Genomic DNA, 23,421 nt, shown 5'->3' with positions numbered 1-23,421 from the left:
CAAATCTGAACTTTGGAAAAAAAGTTTTAATCAGCTGATCCAATCGACAATTGATTAAAACTTTTCCAAAGTTGGATTAAATGTTAATTCAAACACTTTGGACAAATCTGAACTTTGGAAAAGTTAACCCAAACGACAAGAAAGCAGGGCAGGAAATAACTCAAATCTTCGCCCTACTCAATGGCATCGTCATGCACCTAGGACCACCAAGACCACGAGAAAGTTCCGAAGAAGGAATTTCCAAAACCTCCACACCAAGGCTTCTCAATGCACGGTTGGTGTGCTTATTTCTATTGTAGGAAATCACCCTTCTTGGACCTATAGCAAATACATTGGCGCCATCAAACCATTGCTCCCTCATAGCATAATCAGGATTGCCTGCTGCCGTATGCAAAATTTCCAGATAGGGAATTTCTTTTTCCAATACAGTCAGTAAAGACTCATTAAGAACTTCTCTTTTGATGTGAACCTTATCATCTTTGATCTCTTTCAAGGTGTAAAGAGATGTTTGAAGTACAGCATTCAGGGCATCAGGGTATGTCAGTGCCAAGTTTTCGTCCAAAATAGTAAACACCGTATCCAGGTGCATGTAATTTCTTTTCTTGGGCAAATGAACCTCATACACGCGCTCTACAGTGCCTTCGGCAAGAAGAGCCTTGGCGACATGGTAGATGGCCTTCTCATCTGTCCTTTCTGAATTCCCAATGGCTACAGCTTTTTTGGAAAGTACGATGATATCCCCACCTTCAATACTTGCGGGATTGTCATGCCCTGGTACAGGATAAATACAGTTAACATTTTCTTTAAAATCTGGATGATTTTCAAATATGCTACGAAGCAAATCCGCTTCTCGCTGTCTACCTTCCATTTTCATACTAGAAAATACAATTCCTCCAGGGGTCACAGCCATAGGATCACGCTGAAAATAAAGATTCGGACTTGGAGGAATTACAAATGCATATTCCATTAGCTCACCCGCAGAAAGGTTTGGGATTTTCCGTCTTAGTTCATGTACCTTTACTCCAGCCATCAATGCGACAGCACACTCTGCTGTAGATAATCTTCCTATAATTTGCTCCGCCAAATGCACCATTCCTGATCTCCCTAGTGCTTGCTTCATTAATTTAAAAAGCAGCTTCTCATCCGAAAGAACCTGAATCAAAAGTTCTTGAAGTCTAAAAACAGTAGCTCCTGTAGTTTGCTTGATCAAATTGGTGAAATAATCATGCTCTTGCTGCATAGCCTCTAAGTAAGGCACATCCTCAAAAAGTAAAAATTCCTTGTTGTAAGGAGTAAGTCGATCGATTTCCTTACCCGGCCTATGCATCAAAACAGCCTTCAAAGTACCAAATTCGGAATTAAGTCTAAGATTCATGGTTTTATATTATCTTGTTTTCTTAAAAATAATGTAAAATATCTACATTATGGTAAAATAGCAGCCTACAATTGTAATTTACCAAACTTTCAGATCTTAAGAAACCTCATCTTAAACCTTCTATATTTCAAAAATCACATTTCTATAGAGTGCATCAATCTAAAATTTAGACTCAAAAATCTAAAAATAAAAAAACCAAGACCGAAGCCTTGGTTTTTGTTATGGTTAATAAATCTTGTTATGCCAACCAAGATTCTACTTCTTCTTTGGTTGGGTTACTTGCATCAAGTTTAAGTTTTTTCCTTCTTCCACATACATCATTGAAGAGCTTGTTGACATCTTGCTCTTTGAGTTGCTCAATGGTATGAATATTCAAATCTCTCAACGCTGGTATCAGTCCTTGAGGGACTCCCAAAGCCATAAAATCCTCATCAGTAGCAATTTTCACTTTCTTCTCAGGACGCATTTGAGGGAAGAATAGTACCTCTTGAATCGTGGTCTTGTTGGTAAGCATCATAGTCAATCTATCTATACCAATACCAAGCCCAGCTGTAGGTGGCATTCCGTATTCCAATGACCTTAAGAAATCTTCATCCATAGCCATGGCTTCATCATCACCTCGAGCTGCCAACTTCAACTGATCTTCAAATCTTTCACGCTGATCTATTGGATCATTGAGCTCAGAGTAGGCGTTTGCAATCTCTTTGCCATTCACAAACAGTTCAAATCGCTCTACCAAGCCAGCTTTGCTTCTATGCTTCTTGGCCAAAGGAGTCATTTCGATAGGATAATCGGTGATGTATGTAGGCTGTACCAAGTGAGCTTCTACTTTCGCACCAAATATCTCATCGATCAATTTCCCTTTGCCCATACTCTGATCTGTTTCGATACCTAGGTCTTTACATACTGTTCTCAAGCCCTCCTCATCCATTTCTGAAACATCAATACCTGTATATTCTTTGATAGAATCATACATGCTAATCTTCCTATATGGACCTGCAAAATCTATCTCACGATCACCTACCATCACTTTGGTAGTACCATGTATGGCTAGCGTGACTCTCTCCAACAAATCCTCCACCATCTTCATCATCCATACATAATCTTTGTAAGCGACATAGATTTCCATGGAAGTAAACTCTGGGTTGTGGGTCCTGTCCATTCCTTCATTTCTGAACATTTTCCCAAACTCATACACGCCTTCAAATCCACCAACAATCAACCTCTTCAAGTAAAGCTCATTGGCTATCCTCAAGAAAAGTGGCATATCAAGGGTGTTATGATGAGTCTCGAATGGTCTGGCTGCTGCTCCACCATGCACTGCTTGTAAAATTGGTGTCTCCACTTCCAACCAACCATTGTCATCAAAAAATCTCCTCATGTTTGAGATGATTCTAGATCTGGTGACAAATACTTGCTTCACCTCTGGGTTCACTGTCAAGTCAACATAGCGCTGTCTGTACCTCAACTCTGGATCTGTAAATCCATCATACACATTACCTTCTTCGTCTCTTTTGACTACTGGAAGTGGTTTGACAGATTTAGAAAGTACCTTCAACTCTGTAACATGAAAAGAAATCTCACCAGTCTGTGTTGTAAAAACGTAACCTTTGACTCCTATAAAATCACCTATACCTAATAGCTTTTTGAATACAGTATTGTAGTAAGTCTTGTCCTCTCCCTCACAAATATCATCCCTTCTGACATAGATCTGAAGACGACCTGTAGCATCCTGAATTTCAGCAAATGAAGCCGATCCCATGATCCTCCTACTCATCAATCTGCCAGCGATGCTTAGGTCTTTGTAATCAGTTTTGTTGTTTTCGTAATTCTTATGAATATCTGCTGCGGTCACATTGATCGGAAAAGACTCTGCTGGGTATGGATCGATTCCTAATTTGATCAGTTCTTCCCTATCTTTTCTTCTCTCTATTTCCTGTTCACTAAGTAGTTGCATTGTAGTTTATTTATTGACTTTGACTAAGTATTTCAAAATCTGTGTATATAATTCAAGCTTATTTTTGATTTCTTCTTCTGGCAATTTCCTTTTTGATCAGTTCAAACTCTCGTGAACTCTGACCTGCCACAGCGGTATTTTCTTCTGCTCTTCTACCTAAGTAAGGCATCACTTTCTCCACTGGGCCATAAGGTACATATTTCATCACATTGAATCCTTGATCAGCTAGATTGAATGAAATATTGTCACTCATCCCATAGAGTTGGGCAAAATAAACCCGCTTATCATCATGCTTCACTTGATGGGCTTCCAGTAAATTGCCTAATAATATGTTGCTCTGCTCATTGTGTGAACCAGCTACCAAATGGATTTCACCCAAATTTTCTACGCAGTAAACAAGTGCTGCATCGAAGTCTCTATCAGATGAAGCTTTGTCAGGCTGAATAGGGCTTGAATATCCCTTTGCCTTGGCTCTTGCTCTCTCTTTCTCCATGTAAGCGCCTCTTACCAATTTGGCACCAAGCAGATAACCTTTTTCTTTGGCAACTTGATGCGCCTTTTTCAATCTCCTCAACATGTCGTGACGATACATCTGGTAGGTGTTGTAGACGATACAGGACTTTGTGTTGTATTTTTCCATGGCTTCATAGGTGAGTTCATCTATCACATCTTGAAACCATGACTCTTCTGCGTCCACCAAGATCTTCGTATTGGCTTCATAAGCGGCTTTACACAATTCATCCACTCTAGATTTGAGTCTATCATATGCCAACTCCTCATCGCTACCGAGCTTCTCCCCTGCTTGCACTTTGGTCATTACTTCATAACTTCCCAAGCCTGTCACTTTAAACACCGCAAACGGAATCGCCTCATCTCCTGCTGATCTTTCTATCGTTCTAAGAAGCTCCTTTTTGGTAGCTTCAAAGCTTGCTTCATTTCCTTTTCCCTCTACAGAATAATCCAAGATCGTTCCTATTCCAAAAGAAGACAATTCATCCACTGTTTTCTGACAGTCTTCTATATTTTCTCCTCCACAAAAATGCCCAAACATGGTCTTTTTCATCAAGCCCTTGATCGGGAAATTGATCTTGAAGGCCAAATTCGCCATCTTGATTCCCATTTTAACGGCGGCATTATTGTTCATTGTGGCAAAAATGAGGTACATCTTCCTCAATTCAGCATCTGATTTAGAAGCAAAAGCTACTTCTAGGTTCTCCAAAGATATTTTGGTTTTTGTGGGCATATTCTGTATTTCAAGATGCAAATATACTTTCTGAATCATCGTCTTCCAAACCTTGTATGGACTCTCATGAGATAATTCTAAAAGGATTTTTCTCTGAAAAAGGTTTTCCAAACATCAATGATATTTATTCCAAAATGAATCTCTGGCTGGTAAACTTACTATTAACCCAAATATAAAGGCCTTCAAGAACATCTGATGTCTTTGAAGGCCTAGGTAGGTGGTTTAAATTATGCTTTCAAGATACAATGCTTCTCTCAATCGCTAGGCTGTAGCAAACTCCCTTTTGCTTACTCCTGCGACTTCCAAAAGGAAATTGTGCAACTCGTAATTTTTGACAAAACCAGGTAAACGCTCACTTCCTGGGCCAAAAGCTGCAAGCTCTACGTAATCTCCAGAATGGTTTGTGTTGGCCCAACTCACAGCATTGTGATTAGAAAGTATCCCACCAAATAGCTCCATCGGAAGCTTGCTGGTATTGTATAATCCATCTTCACCCAAACTAAAGCTTTTTCTCAACGTATCAGCTTCATCTTTACTGATAGCCACGTTTTGGTAATGCTGGATGATCTCTATCATTTGAGCATTAGACATATTGGCATTAATTTGTTTTAGCAAATGCTCATTGGAGCACTTTACATCAAACAAGGTTTCAAATTTAGCATTCTTTGACCCTGGATTGAACATTCCGGGGTTTGCATTTCCATGATCTGTAGTTACTATTACCAATGTATTTTTGTCTTTAGCAGCAAAATCAACAGCTACGCGCACAGCTTCATCAAAATCTACTTGATCATACAGTATAGCTGCAGCATCATTGGCATGAGCTGCCCAGTCGACCTTTCCACCTTCTACCTGCATGACAAAACCTTTCTGATTATTGCTCAAAAGTTCAATGGTTTTTTTGGTCATTTCTGCCAAACTTGGCACATCTCGCCTCAAATCATCATTATTTTCTCTATCAATCGCATAGGGTAAGCCATCTTCTGTAAAAACAGCCATCAAAGGTCTATCTCCTGTGGCCTTAAGCATTTCTGCTTTGGTTTTGGCTATTTGAAACCCTGCCTTTTTGTATTCAGCATAAAGGTCTCTTCCGTCTTTTCTCTTTGAAGGATCAAATAGCTCTTGCCCTCCACCCATCATTACATCAAATTTCAGCTTAAGATAGTCTACTGCGATTTCAGGCATGGCATTTCGACTATTTTGATTTACACAAAAAGATGCTGGCGTTGCATGTGTGATTTGTACAGAAGTGACACAACCCACTGATTTTCCTGCATCCTTGAATTTCTGTAGTATTGGCTTGTGCTCTTCTCCGTTGGGTCCTATGTTCAAAGCACCATTATTGACCCTGTGTCCTCCACCCCATGAAGACCCCGCAGCAGCTGAATCTGTAACAAATGAATTGGCTGAGGCTGTATCCATCATTGACCTTTTTAGCTCACCAGATTCGTACATTGAAATCCATGTGGATGATTGGCCGAGCTTGTTTCTCATCAGAATATCGGCCATGCTTAGGGTACCAGAACTCATACCATCTGACACCATAAAGATGATATTTTTCACACCATCTAGTTGACGATGAGTCAAAGGTGTCCCAAGAATAGGCCTCGAACCCAACACACCAAAACCTACAGTAGTCAATAATCCGTTCCTAAAGAAATCCCGTCTTTTCATTTTTTTTATTTTTTGTTTTCTTAATATCCAATTGATCTAGCCTTGCATCCTCTGATTTTTCACCTCTCATGATTTTGAAGTTCTTAGGTTGTAAAATTATGAAGCTATCGGGTTGTAAATCGCAAGGTTATGATTACCCACACATTCACACACCACCTTCATCCTTCATGAAGATACAAGACGCAAGACTCAAGACCCGACAGATACACTTAATTTTGAGCACAGATACTCTTAAAGCAAGTATATATCTCCGGCACCTGTCTACCCATAGGTAGAGGCATACAATGTATAATGTACCAAGTATAAAGTACCAAGTACAGTGTACCAAGCTTAAAGTATAATTTCAGATACACTCGCCGAATGCATATATCAACTTTATATCGCTCTAGCATATTTCAACCTTATATCGCCGAAGGCATATATCAACTTTATATCGCTTTAGCATATATCAAATCCCCCTTCATCCTTCATGAAGATACAAGACGCAAGACTCAAGACGCAAGACCCGACAGATACTCATATAGCAAGCCTATATCGCCGAAGGCATACAATGTACCATGTATAAAGTACCAAGTACAATGTACCAAGTTTGAAGTATAATTCCCGATACACTCACCGAAGGCATATATCAACCTTATATCGCTTTAGCATATATCAACTTTATATCACCAGAGGTATATTTCAACCTTATATCGCTTTAGCATATATCAACCCCATATCGCCGAAGGCATATATCAACTTTATATCGCTTTAGCATATTTCAACCTTATATCGCCGAAGGCATATTTCACCCCTTTCCTTCCTCCTTCTCATTTCATCCTTCCTATTTCATCCTTCCTATTTCATCCTTCCTATTTCATCCTTCATCCTTCCTATTTCATCCTTCATCCTTCATCCTTCTCATCATTCCTACAACTAGCTTGCAATAAACAGAAATATCTACCTCAAAGTGGAAATAGGAATTTAGGAAATTGTTAAGGTTTTTGGTGGTACATTTTGATAACCTGCATGATTTTGTGATAAACCTCTGTGTTTTCGTACACTCCCATGAATAGATCAGCATGCGGTCCATATGCAAAAATTGGCACCATGACCCCTGTATGATCTTCCGTGCTAAACTCAAGTTCAATCTGCCTTTGATCAATATTTCCTTGTGGTAAGGTCAAACCACCAGTCTCATGGTCTGCAGTAATGATGACCAATGTACCAGGATATTTATCTGCAAATTTCAATGCTTCAGCTACTGCTTGATCAAAATCTATCAACTCTTCAACTACCTTTTGGGCATCATTTTGATGGCCACCGGTATCGATTTGAGCTCCCTCTATCATCAAGAAAAATGGTTGCTCTTTGCTATTCAAGTAAGTTAAGGCTTGTTTGGTAGCTTGCGCTAGAAATCCTTTTCTCCCCTTTAAAACAGAGGGTAAACCGTGGTTAGATGCAAAATAGCCTAATCTCGATTCCTTTGAGTTGCTAATATCATGTATCGAGGAAGCCAATTGAAATCCTGATTTTAATAAACTGTCCAAAGCACCATTACCATACCGAAGAAAATCATTTTTCCCTCCAGCTATGAATAAGTCTATCTCACTTCTGCTTAAATCTAGACCTATCCCATTGATGTTATCTCTTTCCTTCTGAAATGCATAAAATGCTGCTGGAGTAGCTCCAGTCACATTGTCAGTAGAGATGATTCCATTGCTGAAATTCATTCTTGCCAAAGCAGTAGTCAAATTGCTTTTTGGAAACTGATTATATTGACCTATAGCTCTATTGTTAGCTTTTTTGCCTGTAGCGAGTGCTGTCCCTCCTGCTGCAGAATCTGTCGTAAAATCATCTAAAGCCTGCGTTTTGATAAGACCCATGTGCTTCAAATTCATAATGTTTAGCTCATTCCCATTGGCTACCATGCCTGCATGGAGCTGTGCCAAACCTGTACCATCACCGATGAGTAAAATAATCCGATCAACTCGATCATGCAGACCATCATTTTCAAATGAAGGGGTATAAATTTCACTTCTTCCTTCTGCTATTACCAATCGGTTCTTTAAAGTGCTCAAGTATTTTTGAGCTTCATAAGGCTGATCTGTGTTGATAAAGTCAACACCCAACTCATGTAATGCCTTCCAAGACGACTTTGAATCGGGTGTAGCCCAGAAACGAATAGGCTTCCCTACATCATGGACTTGTTTTATCACAGCTTTTAACCCCTCCAACTCTTCCTCGATAATCCTACCCTTACCATTCCAAACCGAGTAATTTTCAAAGGAAAGGCTGACCATTTCCACCTTTTCTAATGCTATTTCTTTTAAGTCTTTTATACTTTGGTGATCAAAAAAAATGTATTCTGGATAAGTCGAATACTTGACAGACGAAGGCCTATTTCCAGAAATAACCAATTTGATACCACTTGGATTTTGCTCGCTATAAAGAATATCAACGTATTCTTGACTAGCTTTGATGATATGTTCAAGCGTCTCCTCAGCTTTTGATTTGATATCCACCAAAAGCACAAATTGCTCATGCTCTGGGCTCAATTCCTTGGCTTGTTTGACCCGATCAAGGTACAACTTTCCAAAAGTATGTTGAAATGATATGCTTTCTTGCTCGTGAGCGACATACAATGTGTCATTGCGTAAAATTAGATCTACTTCTATCGATGCTGCTTTATTGGCAAATGCTGTCCAAAAAGGGACTGCTTGATGATAATCATTGTGGCTATGTATAGCTATGCGCTGAGCGTATGAACTGGCAAAAACAAAAAGAAAAGCTAAACAACAAAAGGCTTTATATAAAGTATTTTTTACAACAAACATATATAATATCAGAAATAAATAACAACTCATCCAAACTATCTATCATACCTTAATCATATCAGACAAGTTAGAAATAGCGTTTAGATTGACAATAATCAGGGATTCATAGTGATTTTAGGAGAAATAAACAGACCAAAGACTTTGCTTTGGCCTGTCCTCTTACAATTAAACTAATCTATTATTAAATTTTACCATCCTTCATTTTGTGCTATTCCAGACACCGAAATGGTATTTGGAGGTATTGGCCACACATGATGTATTGCAGGATTGAAAGTTCTTGCTGGCCAAGTTTGATATACTTCAAAGCTAGAATCTGGATTGGTCTTATTGGCATGGTTTCTACCAGTAGCTGGTCTAGCATAAGCCGCTTGAGCATCTCCCCACCTTACCAGATCCAAGTGTCTGTCGGCATATTCACCAGCAAGCTCTACCCTTCTTTCTTGTTTCAAATCTGACAGGGTAGCACCAGTTTTTGGTGCCAATCCTGCCCTAGACCGTACCAGATTGATAGGTTCATCGCCATTTTGACCTTGCATGATCAATGCTTCTGCTTTGATCAACAGTATCTCTGCAAACCTGATCAGAGGAACATTCAGATCGGTAGTAGGATAATCACCGTTTGGGTTCAAATGAACCTCTTGAGGAAACCTGTACGGATGCATGTATTTATTGAATTGAATCCCTGTCCAAGAGTTGCCAGAATAATACCTTCTTGGATTACCCAAAAATGTAAACTCATCTCCAAACGCTAACAATGTAGCTTTTTTGCGTGCATCACCAGACTCAAAAGCATTGTAAAGCTCCAAAGTAGGTGAAAATGTCCCCCAGCCGTTGTATAATCCCCAACCAGTATTTTCAAGCATCACACCTGGCAATATCTGACCACGTTCTTTGCTAGAAACAGTCGAGAAAACATATTCTGAAGAAAAATTATTGTTTACATAAAACACACTTTCAAAATCAACTTCAGGGTTCCCTGTATTGATTAGCCTTCTATCCGTTGGTGAGTTGATCACCATGTCAGCGTACCTGACTGCATCAGCCCACTTTCCATTGTCGTGACCAGCCCAGTACAAGGCATTTTTTGCCAAGTAAGCATAAGCTGCATCTTTGTGAGCCCTGCCTAGATCGCTTGAGTTGTAAGTAGTAAAATAGGGTAGTAATTCTGCGGCTTGCAAGAGATCTTGTTCGATCAGCCTGTAATTTTCGATTACATGAGCTGGTCTGGTGAATTTTAAGTCGTCCATGTTTTCCACAGTGACGATAGGTATGCCTGCTCTGTGATCACCATATCTTGGAGAAAGCCACAAGTATGCATGTGCACGAGCAAAGTAAGCTTCTCCAAGTACACGGTTTTTTACATCCTGATTGATGTTCATGTTTGGTACATACCTGAGTACTGTGTTTGCTCTTTGAATTACAGTATAAAGCAATGGATAAATTTGGGCGATTCTCCCCTCCTGTCCAGTAGCTTGAAAATTTCGAATCGCACTAGCAGCTGCATCTGTTCTACCTTGGTGAAAATCATCACAAGCGGCTATGAAATACATGATACCTCTTCCAAATAGGTGATCATTGTCCCAGTGCTGATAAAGGCCATTGGCAGCATTGATGGCATCCTCTTCTGATTGCCAATAGTTACCAGAAGTAATACTTCCTTGAGGTATTACATTAGTGAAATCTTCACTGCAAGCACTGCTAAGGATAAGCAAGGCTAAGGATAAATATTTTATAATTTTCATAATTCTTGAACTTGAATTAAAGATTTAGATTCAGACCTACAGTAAATGTTCTTGGTAAAGGGAAAGTACCATTGTCTATAACTGGACCAGCACCTACTTCTGGATCAAGACCTGTATATGGAGTAAATGTGAAGAGATTTTCAGCTGCTAGATAAATCCTAAGATTGGTACCTGGCTTCAAGCTTCTCCATACAAAATCTGGCACAGTGTAGCCAAGAGATAGATTTTTGATTCTGAAGTAGTCTCCTTTTTCCAAAAACCAATCAGAAGCTTGACCAAAATTGGCATTTGGATCTTGAGTAGAAAGCACAGGAATAGTAGCATTTGGATTACTTGGTGTCCAAGCATCTAGCACCCTTCTATCCAAGTTATAGCCTTGAAGACCTGCATTGTAGGTAGAAAACTTGTAGCCATTGAATAATTTCACTCCTGATACTCCTTGACCAAAAAGCTGAAGGTCAAAATTTCTGTATTCAAAGTTGATATTGATACCATAGTTAAAATCTGGCATGGCATTTCCCATAAAGACCCTATCGGCATCACTGATTCTTCCATCCCCATTTACATCTTGGAAAATCAAATCTCCAGGTCTAGCATTCGGCTGGATTTTCACCCCTTCAGCATTGACATGCTGATCAATTTGTGCTTGGTTTTGGAATATTCCCAAATGAGGGATCAAATGATAAGAATACAATGGCTGTCCTGGCTCACTTCTGAATGGATAGATGATGCTTCTCAAGTTTTGAGTATGCTGGATAAAATCATTGGTAAAATCATCTAAATCTTGAAGGGTATTTTTGATCGTGGCGATATTTCCTCCAACATTATACTTCAATCTACCAGCTTGTCCTGCATAGCTTAGACTCAATTCTATTCCTTTATTTGCAACAGTACCTACGTTGGCAAGTGCACCCGTGGGCACTCCAGAGTGTGGATCTGGAGAATTTCTTTGGATCAAGCCTCTTGTATATTTTTCATAGTATTCGAGTGCTACATTAAGTTTATTGGATAATAATGTCGCATCCAAGCCAACATTGACTGTCTCTGAGCGCTCCCATCTTAAATTTGGATTGGTCATCTCATTGATAGACAAGTGTCTATTCCTAAATCCAGGATCACCAAGAATTACATTGTTCCCAGCAGCCAATGGCACATTAAAGGCATAATTCCCCACTGAAGAAATATTACCAATCTGTCCCCATGAACCTCTTAATTTCAAAAGGTTGATCGCTGGAACATTGAAGAACGATTCAGAAGAAATCTTCCAAGCGGCCGATGCAGCATAGAAATAATCTGATTTGGTAGAAGCAGGTAGTCTCGAAGTCTCATCCCTTCTGATACTTCCCATGGCAAAATACCTATCATCATAGTCATACATCAATCTACCTATCGCAGAAGTCAACACATCTTCAAAGGCACCACTACTCGGAATATTCAAAATGGCCCCTGCATTACCTGCATACTGAAACCAATCGTCTTCTCTGTCAAAATCCTGCACTTGAAAGCTGAAAGACTCCTCTTGCCTGTATTGAGCAGTGTACACTCCTGTCAATGCAAAATTATGGCTGCCAAGTGATTTGTTGTAGTTCACCTGCTGATCCCAGATCCAACGGCTACTATTTCCTGATCCTTGATTTAGAAAATTCATATTGCTAGGCCTGCCAATCTCTGGAGCTCTTGGAGAAAAACTCTTGTTGGTCCAAGACCACAAATCGATAGAAAAGCTAGACCTGAAAGTCAAATCCTCCAAAATATCATATTCACCATAAGCAATAGCATTCATATTCAACCTTGGTGAGTTCACGTTTGGTCTTAGTAAAAGTGATACTGGATTGTAGGTATCTCCATATGCACCTGCAAACTGTGAAAGTTCGAATGGAACTGTTCCATGAAATCTTCCTTCCTCATCATAGACTGGAGCAGCAGGATTCATATATATTGCATTGATGATCGCGCCACTGTAGCTACTACCTGTGTTCGTACCTCTAGAAATCTCCCTGTTGAAATACACATTATGTCCAAGTCTGAACTTATTTGTGATATCATAGTCAGCTTTGATCCTAAATGAGAAAAGTTCATAATCAGTATTGAGTAGTAAGCCTTCTTTTTTATGGTAGCCAAAAGAAGAGCTATACCTACTTTTTTCTGACCCTCCACTTAGTTGTAAATTCAAATTGGATACTGCTGCAGTTCTGAAAATCTCATCCATCCAATTGGTTCGTGTCACTTGACCCCATGGATTTTGTGCTGGATCATGTGCTGCTGGAGCTATTGCACCTGCATGAGCAGCAGCATTTCTATAGGCTTGAGCATATTCTGCTGCATTCAGTGCTTGAGGCGTCTTGTAAGCAGCTTGTATACCTCTGTACACATCCAATGCCACCTTTGGGGCACCTGATTTTCCACTTTTTGTAGTGATTACTATCACACCCGAAGCAGCTTGAGCTCCGTAAATAGCTGCTGCAGCTGCGTCTTTGAGTACAGTTAAGGTCTCTATGTCGTTGGGGTTGATTCTCCCCCCATAGTAGGGCATTCCATCCACTACATATAGAGGCGACTCATTAGCAAATGTCCCCACTCCTCTGATCACTACTTGTGGAGTACTTCCGGGATCTCCTGATCCGGACACCACACTCACACCTGCTATTTGCCCCTGAAGCATTTGCTGCACACTTGAGATAGGCCTGTCAGCTGTACGAGCTACTTGCTCCAATTGTCCCACTGAAGTAGTCAAATCAGCTCTTTTGGCAGTTCCATAACCTATCACCATGAACTCATCCAAATTACTCATCGATTCAGATAGACTTACTCTCAAAAAATCAGATACATTATATCTCAAAACCTGTGTTTCCATTCCAATAAATGAAACAGTAACCTCTCCTGTCACTTCTGGTACATCTAAAGTAAATGTTCCGTCAAGTGCTGAAACGGTACCTCGGTTGTTATTACCATTTGCAATGATCGTAGCTCCCACAAAAGGGGCTTGATCAGAATCAGACACCACCATACCTCGAAGGGTATGCTGTGCTTGTAAATCCAATCCTGTAAATACGAACAGAAAAAGGACGTAGTAAAATTTAAATTTCATAAGATTTCATCTATTTGATTTGAGTGCAAATTGGTCACAGTGGGCATAAAAAAGGTGTAGTATTTATGCTAAAAAAGTGTGCTTTTATTTCAATTTGGTGTATAAACACAACCAAAAAACACGTCTATCTGATCAGTAATAATGCCGTAATACAGGCTTAATGGGCGTTTAACAAACCCTTCGAGGTTTTCAATTGATAACTCTTTGGACTCACACCATGATATTTCTTGAAAAGCTTGCTAAAATGCTTGGGATCATTGAAACCACAGCTATAGCTTATCTCCGAAATATTCATTTGACTTTGCTGTAATAGCTTTTCTGCCTTCTCCATACGAAGTTGAATGATGATATCAGAAGGACTCTTATCAATGATCTCTTTGAATATCCTATAGAGTTTGATTTTAGAGACTTTCATTTCATCAGCCAAAGATTCAAGTTTGAAATCAGGATTGGAAAAACTAGCCCTGATCTTTGCAAATGCTTCTCTGACCAATTTCTCATTTGGACTTAAGGGTAAAGATTCGTCAACATCTTTCAAAACCTTATCGATGATGAAAGGCTTATCTTTTTGCTTTTTTTCTTTGATCAAATTTTTGATAGTCTTATTGACTAGGGCAACCCCCATGGGAAGTTTTACAAATGTCCCTACGCCCATATCCATAAGCTTTTCTTGAAGTGAAGGTGAAATGTGCTCATAGATAAATACAACAGGAACAGCGTGAAGATGGTCTTTTGATTGGATTGCATTGAGAAGCGTGGCCACATTATCAGTAATCTTCTCATTGTAAATCACCAAAACATCTACCTTGACCGCAAGAAGAGCAGAATCTATCATTTCCGACTCGTGCTCTGTGATCAGAAAGAAATGACCTGGATCGAGTAGTTTTACCAAGCTATCGGATTCATGCTGCTTTCCATAAAGAAGTACGATTTTTTTCCCAGCTGGAATTTGATTTTTCAAATCCAAGTGTTTCCAATGCCTTTGTTCCAAAACAAGCTGTTGCTCTTCCAAAACGCTAAATGGAATCGAAATGAAAAACATAACCTCTCCTTGGGAGTTTTCTAACCGCATAGTCCCATCTACTTCGATAAGAACTTTTCGAGAAGCTTGGAGATTCAAGTTATATTGGTCAAACTCAGTAAATGAATCTATCAAAGTTTGGCTATCCGTTTTCATTTGAAAGTAAAAAACATCTGCACTAGAATAAAGAAAAACATCCAAAAACGAATCTTTATCAAGAAATCGAATTAAGCCCTTGAAAAGGTATTGCAGAAACAGCTTTAATCTAGTTACATCTAGCAATACCCACTCTTTACACAAATCTTCGGAGAAGGAATAGTCAATCTGGTGTTTTACCAAGGTTTGCTCAAGGTCTTTACTTAAAGCATGAAAAAGATCTGGAAGCAAGGTCAGTGATTTTGATGGTGGGTCGAGCTGATTGATAAAACTCCCAGTCTCTAAATCCTCCATAAATAACATCACAGGAGACAAGGACTTGAATGCTAAAGCTTTTGAATTTAAATCTCTAAAATTTGCTTCTTCTAGCACCATATTTAAATCAATCAGATGTGGCTTAATCTTTTTTAGTAAAAATTCAACAAATTCATTTCTTTCCATGTCTGAATGTTGCTGTCTATTGTGCAATTCTAATAACCGAGTTTTTTGAGCTTCAATTTCTTTATTTTTCAAATCCAAGTCTTTGTACTGTCTTTCTAGTGCTTTAGTCTGCTCAGCAATTACCGCAGTTCTTTCCGTTACTTTGCGAGCCAGTTTTTCTCTTACTATTTTGAACTGATACTGCCTGATCAACAACGATATTGCTAGTAGGATTATAGATGGAAAAACATAAAAATACCACTTGGTATAAATTGGAGAGGCTATTTGAAAAGTCTTTGAAATCATTGCCCCAGAAGAATCATTGAGATTTTTTATTTCAAGCAAATATTCCCCATCCTTAAGTTTATCTATATATAAATTCCCATCCTCTTGCACACTCTTCCATTGTGGCTCGCTAGGAAGTATCCTATATTCATATTTCCCTTTTGAAAAATCCCCAAAAGCAATCTCTTTGATTTTTGCCTCAAATCGATCTGCTTTGTAATTGCTTACCTGCTCTACAAAAAAAATAGGGTTTAATTGTCTTGAGTCAATTAAATCCGGATGAAAATAATTCACTCCATTTATTCCTCCGTAGAACAAAGTGCCATTGGCTGATTGAAAAGAAGCACCCTCAGAAAACTCAGATGATTGCCACCCTTCATCAGGAGGAAAAGTTCGGATGGAATAATCAAGAAGGTTGATATAACCTACACCTTTGGTAGTATGAAACCAAACTTTGTCATCATGACCAAATAGACTATATACTAAGTCACTCAAAAGACCGTCTTTTTGGGTGATATAAGATACTTTTCCTGTGTCCTCATCCCAAATGGTAATTCCTGAATGAGTTCCAATAAATACTTTTCTTTCTTTTGAATGCCTAAAAACTGCGTATGTACTATTATCAAGCAATCCATCATTTGAATCAAAAAAAATAGTTTTATCAGAATCTAGAACTATCACCCCACTTTTTTCAGTGGCTACATAAAGCTTCCCATTATAAAAACTTACACTTCTGACATGCTGATCTTTAAGTTGACTTTGCCCTTGGAAGGGAATAAAAGTCCCTTTAGTTATGTCATAAAGCATAACACCTCCCCAAGATGCAATCCAGATTTGCTTTTTTTCAACATCTTCTGCAAAGCCGTAGTTTCTCCTAATGAAGCCAGAATGGCTAATTTCATCAAAAATCTTATCGATTTTATCATTCTTGATCGTAAATACACCTTGATAAGTTCCTACCCACAAAGTTCCTTCACTATCTTCGAAAATTGACCTCGTTCTTTTCCAATTTTCATCACTTAGCGAATTTGGATAAAACAATTTTTGAAACACATGTTCACCTTTTTTTCTATAGTATATACCAGAGGTATAATATCCCATCCAAAGGGTCTCATTCCTGTCTTGAGCCACAGCTCTGACTGTTTCGTTTACCAATTCTGGATTCGTTTTTGGATGCGCAAAAATATGCTCAATTAGCGCCCCATTTCTGAGCATACGTGCTATACCTCCATCCTTGAGTCCCAACCAGATGTTTCCAAAATCATCTTCTATAATACATGTTACTTCACTACTCTTAAGACCATATGGGTTGTATGGATCAGCATGAAACTGTTTAATATTCCCCCGACTTCCTGAATCATAATTGTAAGCTGCAAAAAAAAGTCCCATTGACCTAGTCCCCCACCAAAGGTTTCCCAACTTATCTTTATAACTGCAAAGTAACTTATCTTTTGAAATAGGAACAGGTAACGTTGAGGTTGATTCAAGTCTAGGTTCACAGTTTTTACAAGAAATAAATTCCCCACCCAAAAACTCCAGCTTATGACCATCAGCTAAGAAAACTAATAGGTTTCCAAGCTTATTCAGATTGATGCTAGCAATTCTACTCTTGAAGTTAAAATTTGTAAATCCTTCTGCTGAACTTTTCAAACTCACGCTTTCAGGGTCTGCCCAAACCCAAAGATTTTCTTTATGATCAAACTTAATATCCACTATATAATTCCCTGAAAGACTACTTGGATTGCCCAATTGATGACTAAAGACGCTAAACTCATTCCCATCAAAAAAATTCAATCCATCCCAAGTGCCTATCCAAATTCCTCCAGAGGGGTCATTGATCATCACATTGATAGAGTTATTAGAAAGTCCATGTTGAACTTGATATGTCTTAAACTTTAGATTTTGACCAAAAGTAGGATGAGCCAATACACAAAAAAAAACAATTAAACCCTTCGTCAATAATTTGCTGATATACATATGCAAAAATACAGAGAAGTCAGGGCTTGAAAATTAAGCTAAAGTTAAGATATCTTTATCCACTTTCATTCGAGCATCTCAAAAGAGATGAGATGGATCTTGATTTGATTCAGAAAAAAACAAAACAATATCAAATCAATACAAATAAACAAGGGTTATTATTTTTTAGTTATTTTTGAATCCTCATCCAATCCAAATAAGACTTATGAAAAAAATCATCATTCAAACATGTGTGATAGGTGTCATGTCTATGTTTAGTGCATGTCAAGGAGATAAAAAAGTAGACACGTATTCAGAAGACATTATTTCAACCGAAGAAAAGTCGATGAATGAATCCCCAAGTAACTCAAGTTTTAAGTTGAAGTTGGAACTTGAAGATTTAGAATATATGGAGCGTGAAGTCGACGTAAATGAATCTCAAGGTGGAACAGAAATAAGCAATGGAGCATTTGCAGTGGTGTTTTATGCAAAAGCAAGTGAAGGGTCCAACAATGAATTGCAAATTCAATTCAACCTATCTGACTTTGACATGACGCCTGGGAAAGTAAATGTCAAGCAATCTGAAATCTATCAAAGTGAGGTAGTAAATGAAATGGATGTAGTTTTGACAGGTAAAGATGTGAATTTGGAAATCACTGAAATCGTGAAAATTTCATCAGAATCCCAAGCAGGTATGATATTAACCCATTATGAGTTTGGAGGAATATTTTCAGGAACATACAAGAGCATGGGAGGAAAAGAAATTGAAATCGAAAATGGAAGCTTTGAAAAAGCTCACTTGTCAGTGATAAGGTTTGATTGATTTAAATCGTCAGAAAATAAAATTGAAGAATATTTATTTCCCTTAAAAATCCAATATTCAAATGGTGCATTTTTTTTTATGTATATACGGAACTTTGCCAGTAACATTGAGAAAATCCGATTTACCTAAATACCGATATTAATTGATATTTGATATTTGTGGATATTGACCATTAGCCACCGAATGAGTCAATAAATTGATTTACTGGCAAAGAAGCGTACAATCATATTTTTTTTATTTAAATCCCAGATACCAATGAATTCCAATGGGGCTATAGAAAGAAAAACACAACAAGCAGCTTAAAAAAAAGATGTTTGAAATTTAAAAATCGAACCAGATGTGGTATTCTTGGAATTAACTTTTCAAGAAAAATCAAAGTCAAATGGAATGGTGCGTTGATTTAAAGTATATCATTTATAATTTAGGGGCTGAAAAAATTTACATGGCAAAGAAAAAATACTCTATAAAGAAAATTGCAGACGATCTAGGTATCTCCGTTACCACCATTTCCTTTGTTCTCAATGGTAAAGCCGAGGAAAATAGGATAAGTCCAGCAATGATTGAAAAAGTAAAGCGTCATGTAAAAAAAATAGGCTACCAGCCTAATCAGCTTGCAAAAAGTTTGAGAACAGGGAAATCTAACCTCATCGTGTTTATGGTAGAGGATATTTCCAATCCATTTTTTGCCAATATTGCTAAACTAATAGAGGACGAAGCCTCAAAATTAAATTACAAAATCATCTATTGCAGCACCAATAATGATCCAGACAAAACCATGTCAATGATCAACCTTTTTGGAAACTTGCAAGCTGATGGATTCATCATAACTCCTCCCAATGGACTGGATGTCAACTTCGTAAAGGAGTTATGCGAAGAGCAAGCCCCCATCATATTGTTTGACAGGTACCTCCCAGAAGTCGATTGTAGTCATGTAGTCATCGCAAACTATGATGGCACCAAATTAGGATTGAATCACCTCATTGACAGCGGGTTTCACAACATTGGATTTATTACGCTGGATTCAGACCAATCTCAAATGCACGATAGACTAGAGGCATACAAAGACCTGTGCATCAATCAAAATATGCCTTCAAAAATTCTCAAAATCCCCTTCTATGCTTTCAAATCGGGTGAAGAAAACAAACTTATGAGTAAGTTTCTGGACGAGAACACTGAACTTGACGCTATATTTTTTGCCACCAATTATTTGGCAATAAGAGGCATCAAGCTACTCAAGGACAGAGGTATTATTATTCCCAATGACTTAGCTGTAATGGCTTTTGATGACAATGACTTTTTTCAGTTCAGTACACCGTCCATTTCAAGCATTGTGCAGCCCAAGTCTGCAATAGCTACAAAGCTGATAGAGTTAATGTTTGAAACATTGGAGTTGGAGTTAGACCAAAGGAAACCCGTCAAAGTAGAGTTGCCTGTTTCTTTGAATGTCAGATCTTCGACAAAAAAAGTATGATAGAACAATTATTTTCTATAATTTTTTAATAAAAAATCGTCCCTATTATTCATTTTCACGAATTATATAACTCAAAAATTCAGCCTTTTATCATTTTTTTTAAAAAAAAGCTCGTCATATTTTTTTAATATAGCTAAAAGCATTTAGCTTTGAAGAGCTTCTATTACCAACGGAGAAGTTAGGGAAAATCCCACTGATCTATTATTTAACATCATAACTAAAACCCAATGAGAAACAACCATTTACTTCTATCACCCTGGAAATCTGTCCAAAACTTGGGTAGGTTGATCCGATCAACCCCATTGATACTCTACTTTACACTTATTTTTTCTTTTTTACTTATCACTCCTGATACAACTATGGCGCGTCAGGCTTCCAGCAATGCCATTACTGGCAAAGTCATAGATGATCTTGGGGAAGGTATACCTGGTGTGACGATCGTAGAAAAAGGCACAGACAACGGTACAGTAACAGACATTGATGGAAACTATCAAATCATTGTACGCGGCAACTCCTCAATCTTGATATTCAGTTTCATGGGAATGAGGCAAATCGAAAGGAGAGTTGGAGATCTGTCTACCATCAATGTAGAAATGCAGGGTGATGAACAATCTCTGGAAGAAGTTGTGGTGATAGGCTATGGGACACAAAGAAAGTCAGACCTCACAGGTTCTGTCTCATCAGTAAGCTCAAGAAGTCTTCAAGAAAGGCCAGTAACCAACGTAGAGCAAGCCCTTGCAGGTAGAGCACCAGGGGTCAATGTATCCACTAATTCTGGTAGACCAGGTGGCAACACCAATATCAGAATCAGAGGAAACAACTCTGTAAACGCGAGCAATAGTCCACTATACGTAGTAGATGGTGTGATCGGTGCTGGCCCTATCAACTACCTAAATCCAAACGACATCGCTTCCATGGAAGTACTGAAAGATGCATCAGCAACCGCTATCTATGGGGCAAGAGGAGCCAATGGTGTCATTATCGTCACTACCAAAAGAGGAAGTAAGGATGGTGGACAAGTGAACTATAGTAGCTTTTACAGCATGGGAGAAATCGCCAACAAAATAGATGTATTGAATTCTGAGCAATTCTTGCAAGTGGAGCAAAACTCATTCAATAACTCACAAAAATTTGATCCTCAAGGATGGGCAGCAGGAAGGTATGAAGATCCGATAAATTATAGGAATAACTCCAGCCTTTTCGATTCGAATGGAAACCCCTTGTACGATACAGATTGGCAAGATGAAGCAACACGAAGAGCCTTCAGCCAAAACCATTCCCTTTCCTTCACAGGAGGAGATGAAGACACTTCCTATGGACTCTTTATGAACTACGCAGATGAGCAAGGTATCGTCCTAGAATCTTACCTAAAAAGATACTCTGGAAGATTTGTAATGGATGGTAAGGTCAAAGACTGGCTAGATGTAGGTGGCAGCTTGACATTCAATCATATCGAAGAAAACAGAGTCGATGGATCAGTAGGTGGCTTGAGCCCCTTGAGGATGATGATCGAGACACTTCCTATCATCCCAGTACAATATGCAGATGGAACTTATGGTAGCAACATCGACTATCCAAACATGGAAGGCGGTGAAAATCCTGTAAATCTTCTTAGAAACAGACAAAATATACATAATACCCAAACAGTACTAGGTGATGTGCATAGTACCATCAAGTTCAATGACAATTTACAACTGAGGAGTAATATAGGTATCAATATCAATAACTTTAAAGAAAGCTGGTACTCTGGCAAGGATCTAAGGCAACTTAGTGCCGACTTCAATGGAGAGGCTTGGGTAAGAGATACTAGAACCAATTATTGGCAATTTGAAAATTACCTTAACTACGAAAAAGAATTGAATGAAAACCATGCCATCAGTGGACTTTTAGGGATCAGTTGGCAGCAGTTTGACTACTTTACGAGCAGAGCTGGAGCTAGAGGTTTTACAGATGATTTCTATTTGTACAACAACCTAGGACTTGGTTCAGATCCATTGACTCCTGAATCCAATAGATACAAGTGGGCGATGAATTCTTATTTCGGAAGATTCAATTATAATTTGATGAGCAAATATTTATTCACCTTTACTGGAAGAGTTGATGGCTCATCTAAGTTTGGAACGGGCAATAAATTTGCATTTTTCCCTTCTGCAGCCTTTGCTTGGAGGGTAGCTGAAGAAGGCTTCATGCAAGACGTCACAGCTATCTCAGACTTGAAGCTGAGAAGTAGCTATGGGGTGACAGGAAACTCGGAAATTGGGGTCTATCAATCTCTTGCAAGCATGGGTAATTCTACTGCAGTTATTGGTGGACAAAGAGCTCCAGGTGTTGGAATTGGAACTTTGCCCAATCCTAATTTGAGATGGGAAAAAACAGCTCAATTTGATATCGGACTGGAATTTGGTATGTTCAATAACCGCGTGATGCTAGAAGCAGATTACTACTACAAAAAGACTTCTGACATGCTTCTGAGTGCTCCGGTGCCTACGAGTAGTGGATTTGCAAGTATCTATACCAACATTGGAAGCATAGAAAACCAAGGTATAGAACTCAGCATCAACACCGTAAACATCGAAACACGTGATTTCACTTGGACGACTACTTTCAATATCTCAACAAATAGAAATAGGGTTTTGGCATTAGGAGCTGCAAATGATGATATTTTTCCTGGCCCCTTTTTCTTATCAAACACTAACATTCTGAGAGTAGGCGAGCCAGTCGGCTCATTCTATGGCTTGGTGAGAGAAGGTACATGGGGAAGTGACGAAGCAGATGAAGCTGCTATTTATGGTCTACTTCCTGGTGATGTGAAGTATAGAGACCTCAATGGAGATGGTCAGATCAATAACAGCGACAGAGCAATATTAGGAAATGGTATTCCAAAGGGATTTGGAGCATTATTCAATACTTTCCAATACAAAAATTTTGACTTTACCATCGATATACAATATAGCTATGGAAATGATATCCTAAACCTAGCCAAGCACGCTGCCGAAGACAGAACAGGTCAAGCAAACAGCTTTGCCACGGTGCTAGAGGGATGGACACCAGAAAACCAAGAAACGATGGTGGCACAAAACAGGCCTTCTCGCTCTTATTTCCAATCAAATATTGACTCTAGAATGGTGGAAGATGGATCTTTTGTACGAGGTAGAAACTTGCTGTTAGGGTACAATTTTTCCCCAGAAAGATTGGAAAGATTACACATCAGAAACTTAAGAGTGTATGCTTCTGTACAGAATTTTTTCCTCTTAACTGAATATACAGGCTTTGATCCAGAAGTAAGTACTTATGGAGACGCATTTGCACAAGGGATCACATTCTATGATTATCCTAAGCCCATTACTTACACCCTAGGTATTAATGTATCATTTTAAATGTCCTTTAAAATAGA

The 23,421-nt window shown here is 38.6% G+C and carries 11 protein-coding genes; 3 read left to right on the top strand and 8 right to left on the bottom strand.

Annotated elements, in window-relative coordinates; translation table 11 throughout:
* Positions 1 to 160 precede the first annotated feature (160 nt).
* The 8 genes from MM214_RS04820 to MM214_RS04785 form a co-directional block, all read right to left on the bottom strand.
* Complete coding sequence (locus MM214_RS04820; protein WP_241292647.1) at positions 161 to 1,375, bottom strand: arginine deiminase; 1,215 nt, start codon at positions 1,373 to 1,375, stop codon at positions 161 to 163.
* Positions 1,376 to 1,613: 238 nt separating this feature from the next.
* Positions 1,614 to 3,332, bottom strand: coding sequence for a lysine--tRNA ligase (gene lysS, locus MM214_RS04815; RefSeq protein WP_241292646.1), 1,719 nt, complete (start codon positions 3,330 to 3,332; stop codon positions 1,614 to 1,616).
* A gap of 58 nt (positions 3,333 to 3,390) precedes the next feature.
* On the bottom strand, positions 3,391 to 4,575 hold the full coding sequence (locus MM214_RS04810) for a proline dehydrogenase family protein (RefSeq protein WP_241292645.1): 1,185 nt from the start codon (positions 4,573 to 4,575) through the stop codon (positions 3,391 to 3,393).
* Positions 4,576 to 4,836: 261 nt separating this feature from the next.
* On the bottom strand, positions 4,837 to 6,249 hold the full coding sequence (locus MM214_RS04805) for an alkaline phosphatase (protein ID WP_241292643.1): 1,413 nt from the start codon (positions 6,247 to 6,249) through the stop codon (positions 4,837 to 4,839).
* Between the two features lie 974 nt (positions 6,250 to 7,223).
* Positions 7,224 to 9,065, bottom strand: a complete 1,842-nt coding sequence (locus MM214_RS04800) for an alkaline phosphatase (protein WP_241292641.1) — start codon at positions 9,063 to 9,065, stop codon at positions 7,224 to 7,226.
* A 188-nt stretch (positions 9,066 to 9,253) separates the two neighbouring features.
* On the bottom strand, positions 9,254 to 10,807 hold the full coding sequence (locus MM214_RS04795) for a RagB/SusD family nutrient uptake outer membrane protein (protein WP_241292639.1): 1,554 nt from the start codon (positions 10,805 to 10,807) through the stop codon (positions 9,254 to 9,256).
* 16 nt (positions 10,808 to 10,823) lie between these two features.
* Entirely contained in the window at positions 10,824 to 13,895 is a 3,072-nt protein-coding gene (locus tag MM214_RS04790) for a SusC/RagA family TonB-linked outer membrane protein (RefSeq protein ID WP_241292638.1), read from the bottom strand.
* Between the two features lie 157 nt (positions 13,896 to 14,052).
* Entirely contained in the window at positions 14,053 to 17,754 is a 3,702-nt protein-coding gene (locus MM214_RS04785; RefSeq protein ID WP_241292636.1) for a helix-turn-helix domain-containing protein, read from the bottom strand.
* A 205-nt stretch (positions 17,755 to 17,959) separates the two neighbouring features.
* On the opposite strand from MM214_RS04785, the gene MM214_RS04780 reads away from it, so the two are divergent.
* The 3 genes from MM214_RS04780 to MM214_RS04770 all read left to right on the top strand — a co-directional run bounded on the left by MM214_RS04780 (position 17,960) and on the right by MM214_RS04770 (position 23,404).
* Positions 17,960 to 18,556 (top strand): hypothetical protein, encoded by a 597-nt coding sequence (locus tag MM214_RS04780; protein WP_241292634.1) that lies wholly within the window; start codon positions 17,960 to 17,962, stop codon positions 18,554 to 18,556.
* A gap of 442 nt (positions 18,557 to 18,998) precedes the next feature.
* The gene (locus tag MM214_RS04775; protein WP_241292632.1) at positions 18,999 to 20,027 is read left to right on the top strand and encodes a LacI family DNA-binding transcriptional regulator; all 1,029 of its coding nucleotides are present in this window, start codon (positions 18,999 to 19,001) and stop codon (positions 20,025 to 20,027) included.
* 227 nt (positions 20,028 to 20,254) lie between these two features.
* Positions 20,255 to 23,404: a SusC/RagA family TonB-linked outer membrane protein gene (locus MM214_RS04770; RefSeq protein WP_241292630.1), complete on the top strand. Its 3,150-nt coding sequence runs from the start codon at positions 20,255 to 20,257 to the stop codon at positions 23,402 to 23,404.
* Positions 23,405 to 23,421: the final 17 nt, after the last annotated feature.

Origin of the sequence: Belliella kenyensis, assembly GCF_022549675.1 — a bacterium.
Classification (GTDB): Bacteria; Bacteroidota; Bacteroidia; order Cytophagales; family Cyclobacteriaceae; genus Belliella; species Belliella kenyensis.
The sequence above is the reverse complement of the archived record's forward strand: the minus strand, read 5'-3'. Positions and strand labels throughout refer to the sequence as shown.

What these genes read in the sequence shown, in the direction of transcription:
- MM214_RS04780 (WP_241292634.1), top strand. Translation starts at nt 17,960, where the DNA reads ATGAAAAAAATCATCATTCAAACATGTGTGATAGGTGTCATGTCTATG.
- MM214_RS04820 (WP_241292647.1), bottom strand. Translation starts at nt 1,375, where the DNA reads ATGAATCTTAGACTTAATTCCGAATTTGGTACTTTGAAGGCTGTTTTG.
- MM214_RS04790 (WP_241292638.1), bottom strand. Translation starts at nt 13,895, where the DNA reads ATGAAATTTAAATTTTACTACGTCCTTTTTCTGTTCGTATTTACAGGA.
- MM214_RS04770 (WP_241292630.1), top strand. Translation starts at nt 20,255, where the DNA reads ATGAGAAACAACCATTTACTTCTATCACCCTGGAAATCTGTCCAAAAC.
- MM214_RS04775 (WP_241292632.1), top strand. Translation starts at nt 18,999, where the DNA reads ATGGCAAAGAAAAAATACTCTATAAAGAAAATTGCAGACGATCTAGGT.
- lysS (WP_241292646.1), bottom strand. Translation starts at nt 3,332, where the DNA reads ATGCAACTACTTAGTGAACAGGAAATAGAGAGAAGAAAAGATAGGGAA.
- MM214_RS04800 (WP_241292641.1), bottom strand. Translation starts at nt 9,065, where the DNA reads ATGTTTGTTGTAAAAAATACTTTATATAAAGCCTTTTGTTGTTTAGCT.
- MM214_RS04805 (WP_241292643.1), bottom strand. Translation starts at nt 6,249, where the DNA reads ATGAAAAGACGGGATTTCTTTAGGAACGGATTATTGACTACTGTAGGT.
- MM214_RS04810 (WP_241292645.1), bottom strand. Translation starts at nt 4,575, where the DNA reads ATGCCCACAAAAACCAAAATATCTTTGGAGAACCTAGAAGTAGCTTTT.
- MM214_RS04785 (WP_241292636.1), bottom strand. Translation starts at nt 17,754, where the DNA reads ATGTATATCAGCAAATTATTGACGAAGGGTTTAATTGTTTTTTTTTGT.
- MM214_RS04795 (WP_241292639.1), bottom strand. Translation starts at nt 10,807, where the DNA reads ATGAAAATTATAAAATATTTATCCTTAGCCTTGCTTATCCTTAGCAGT.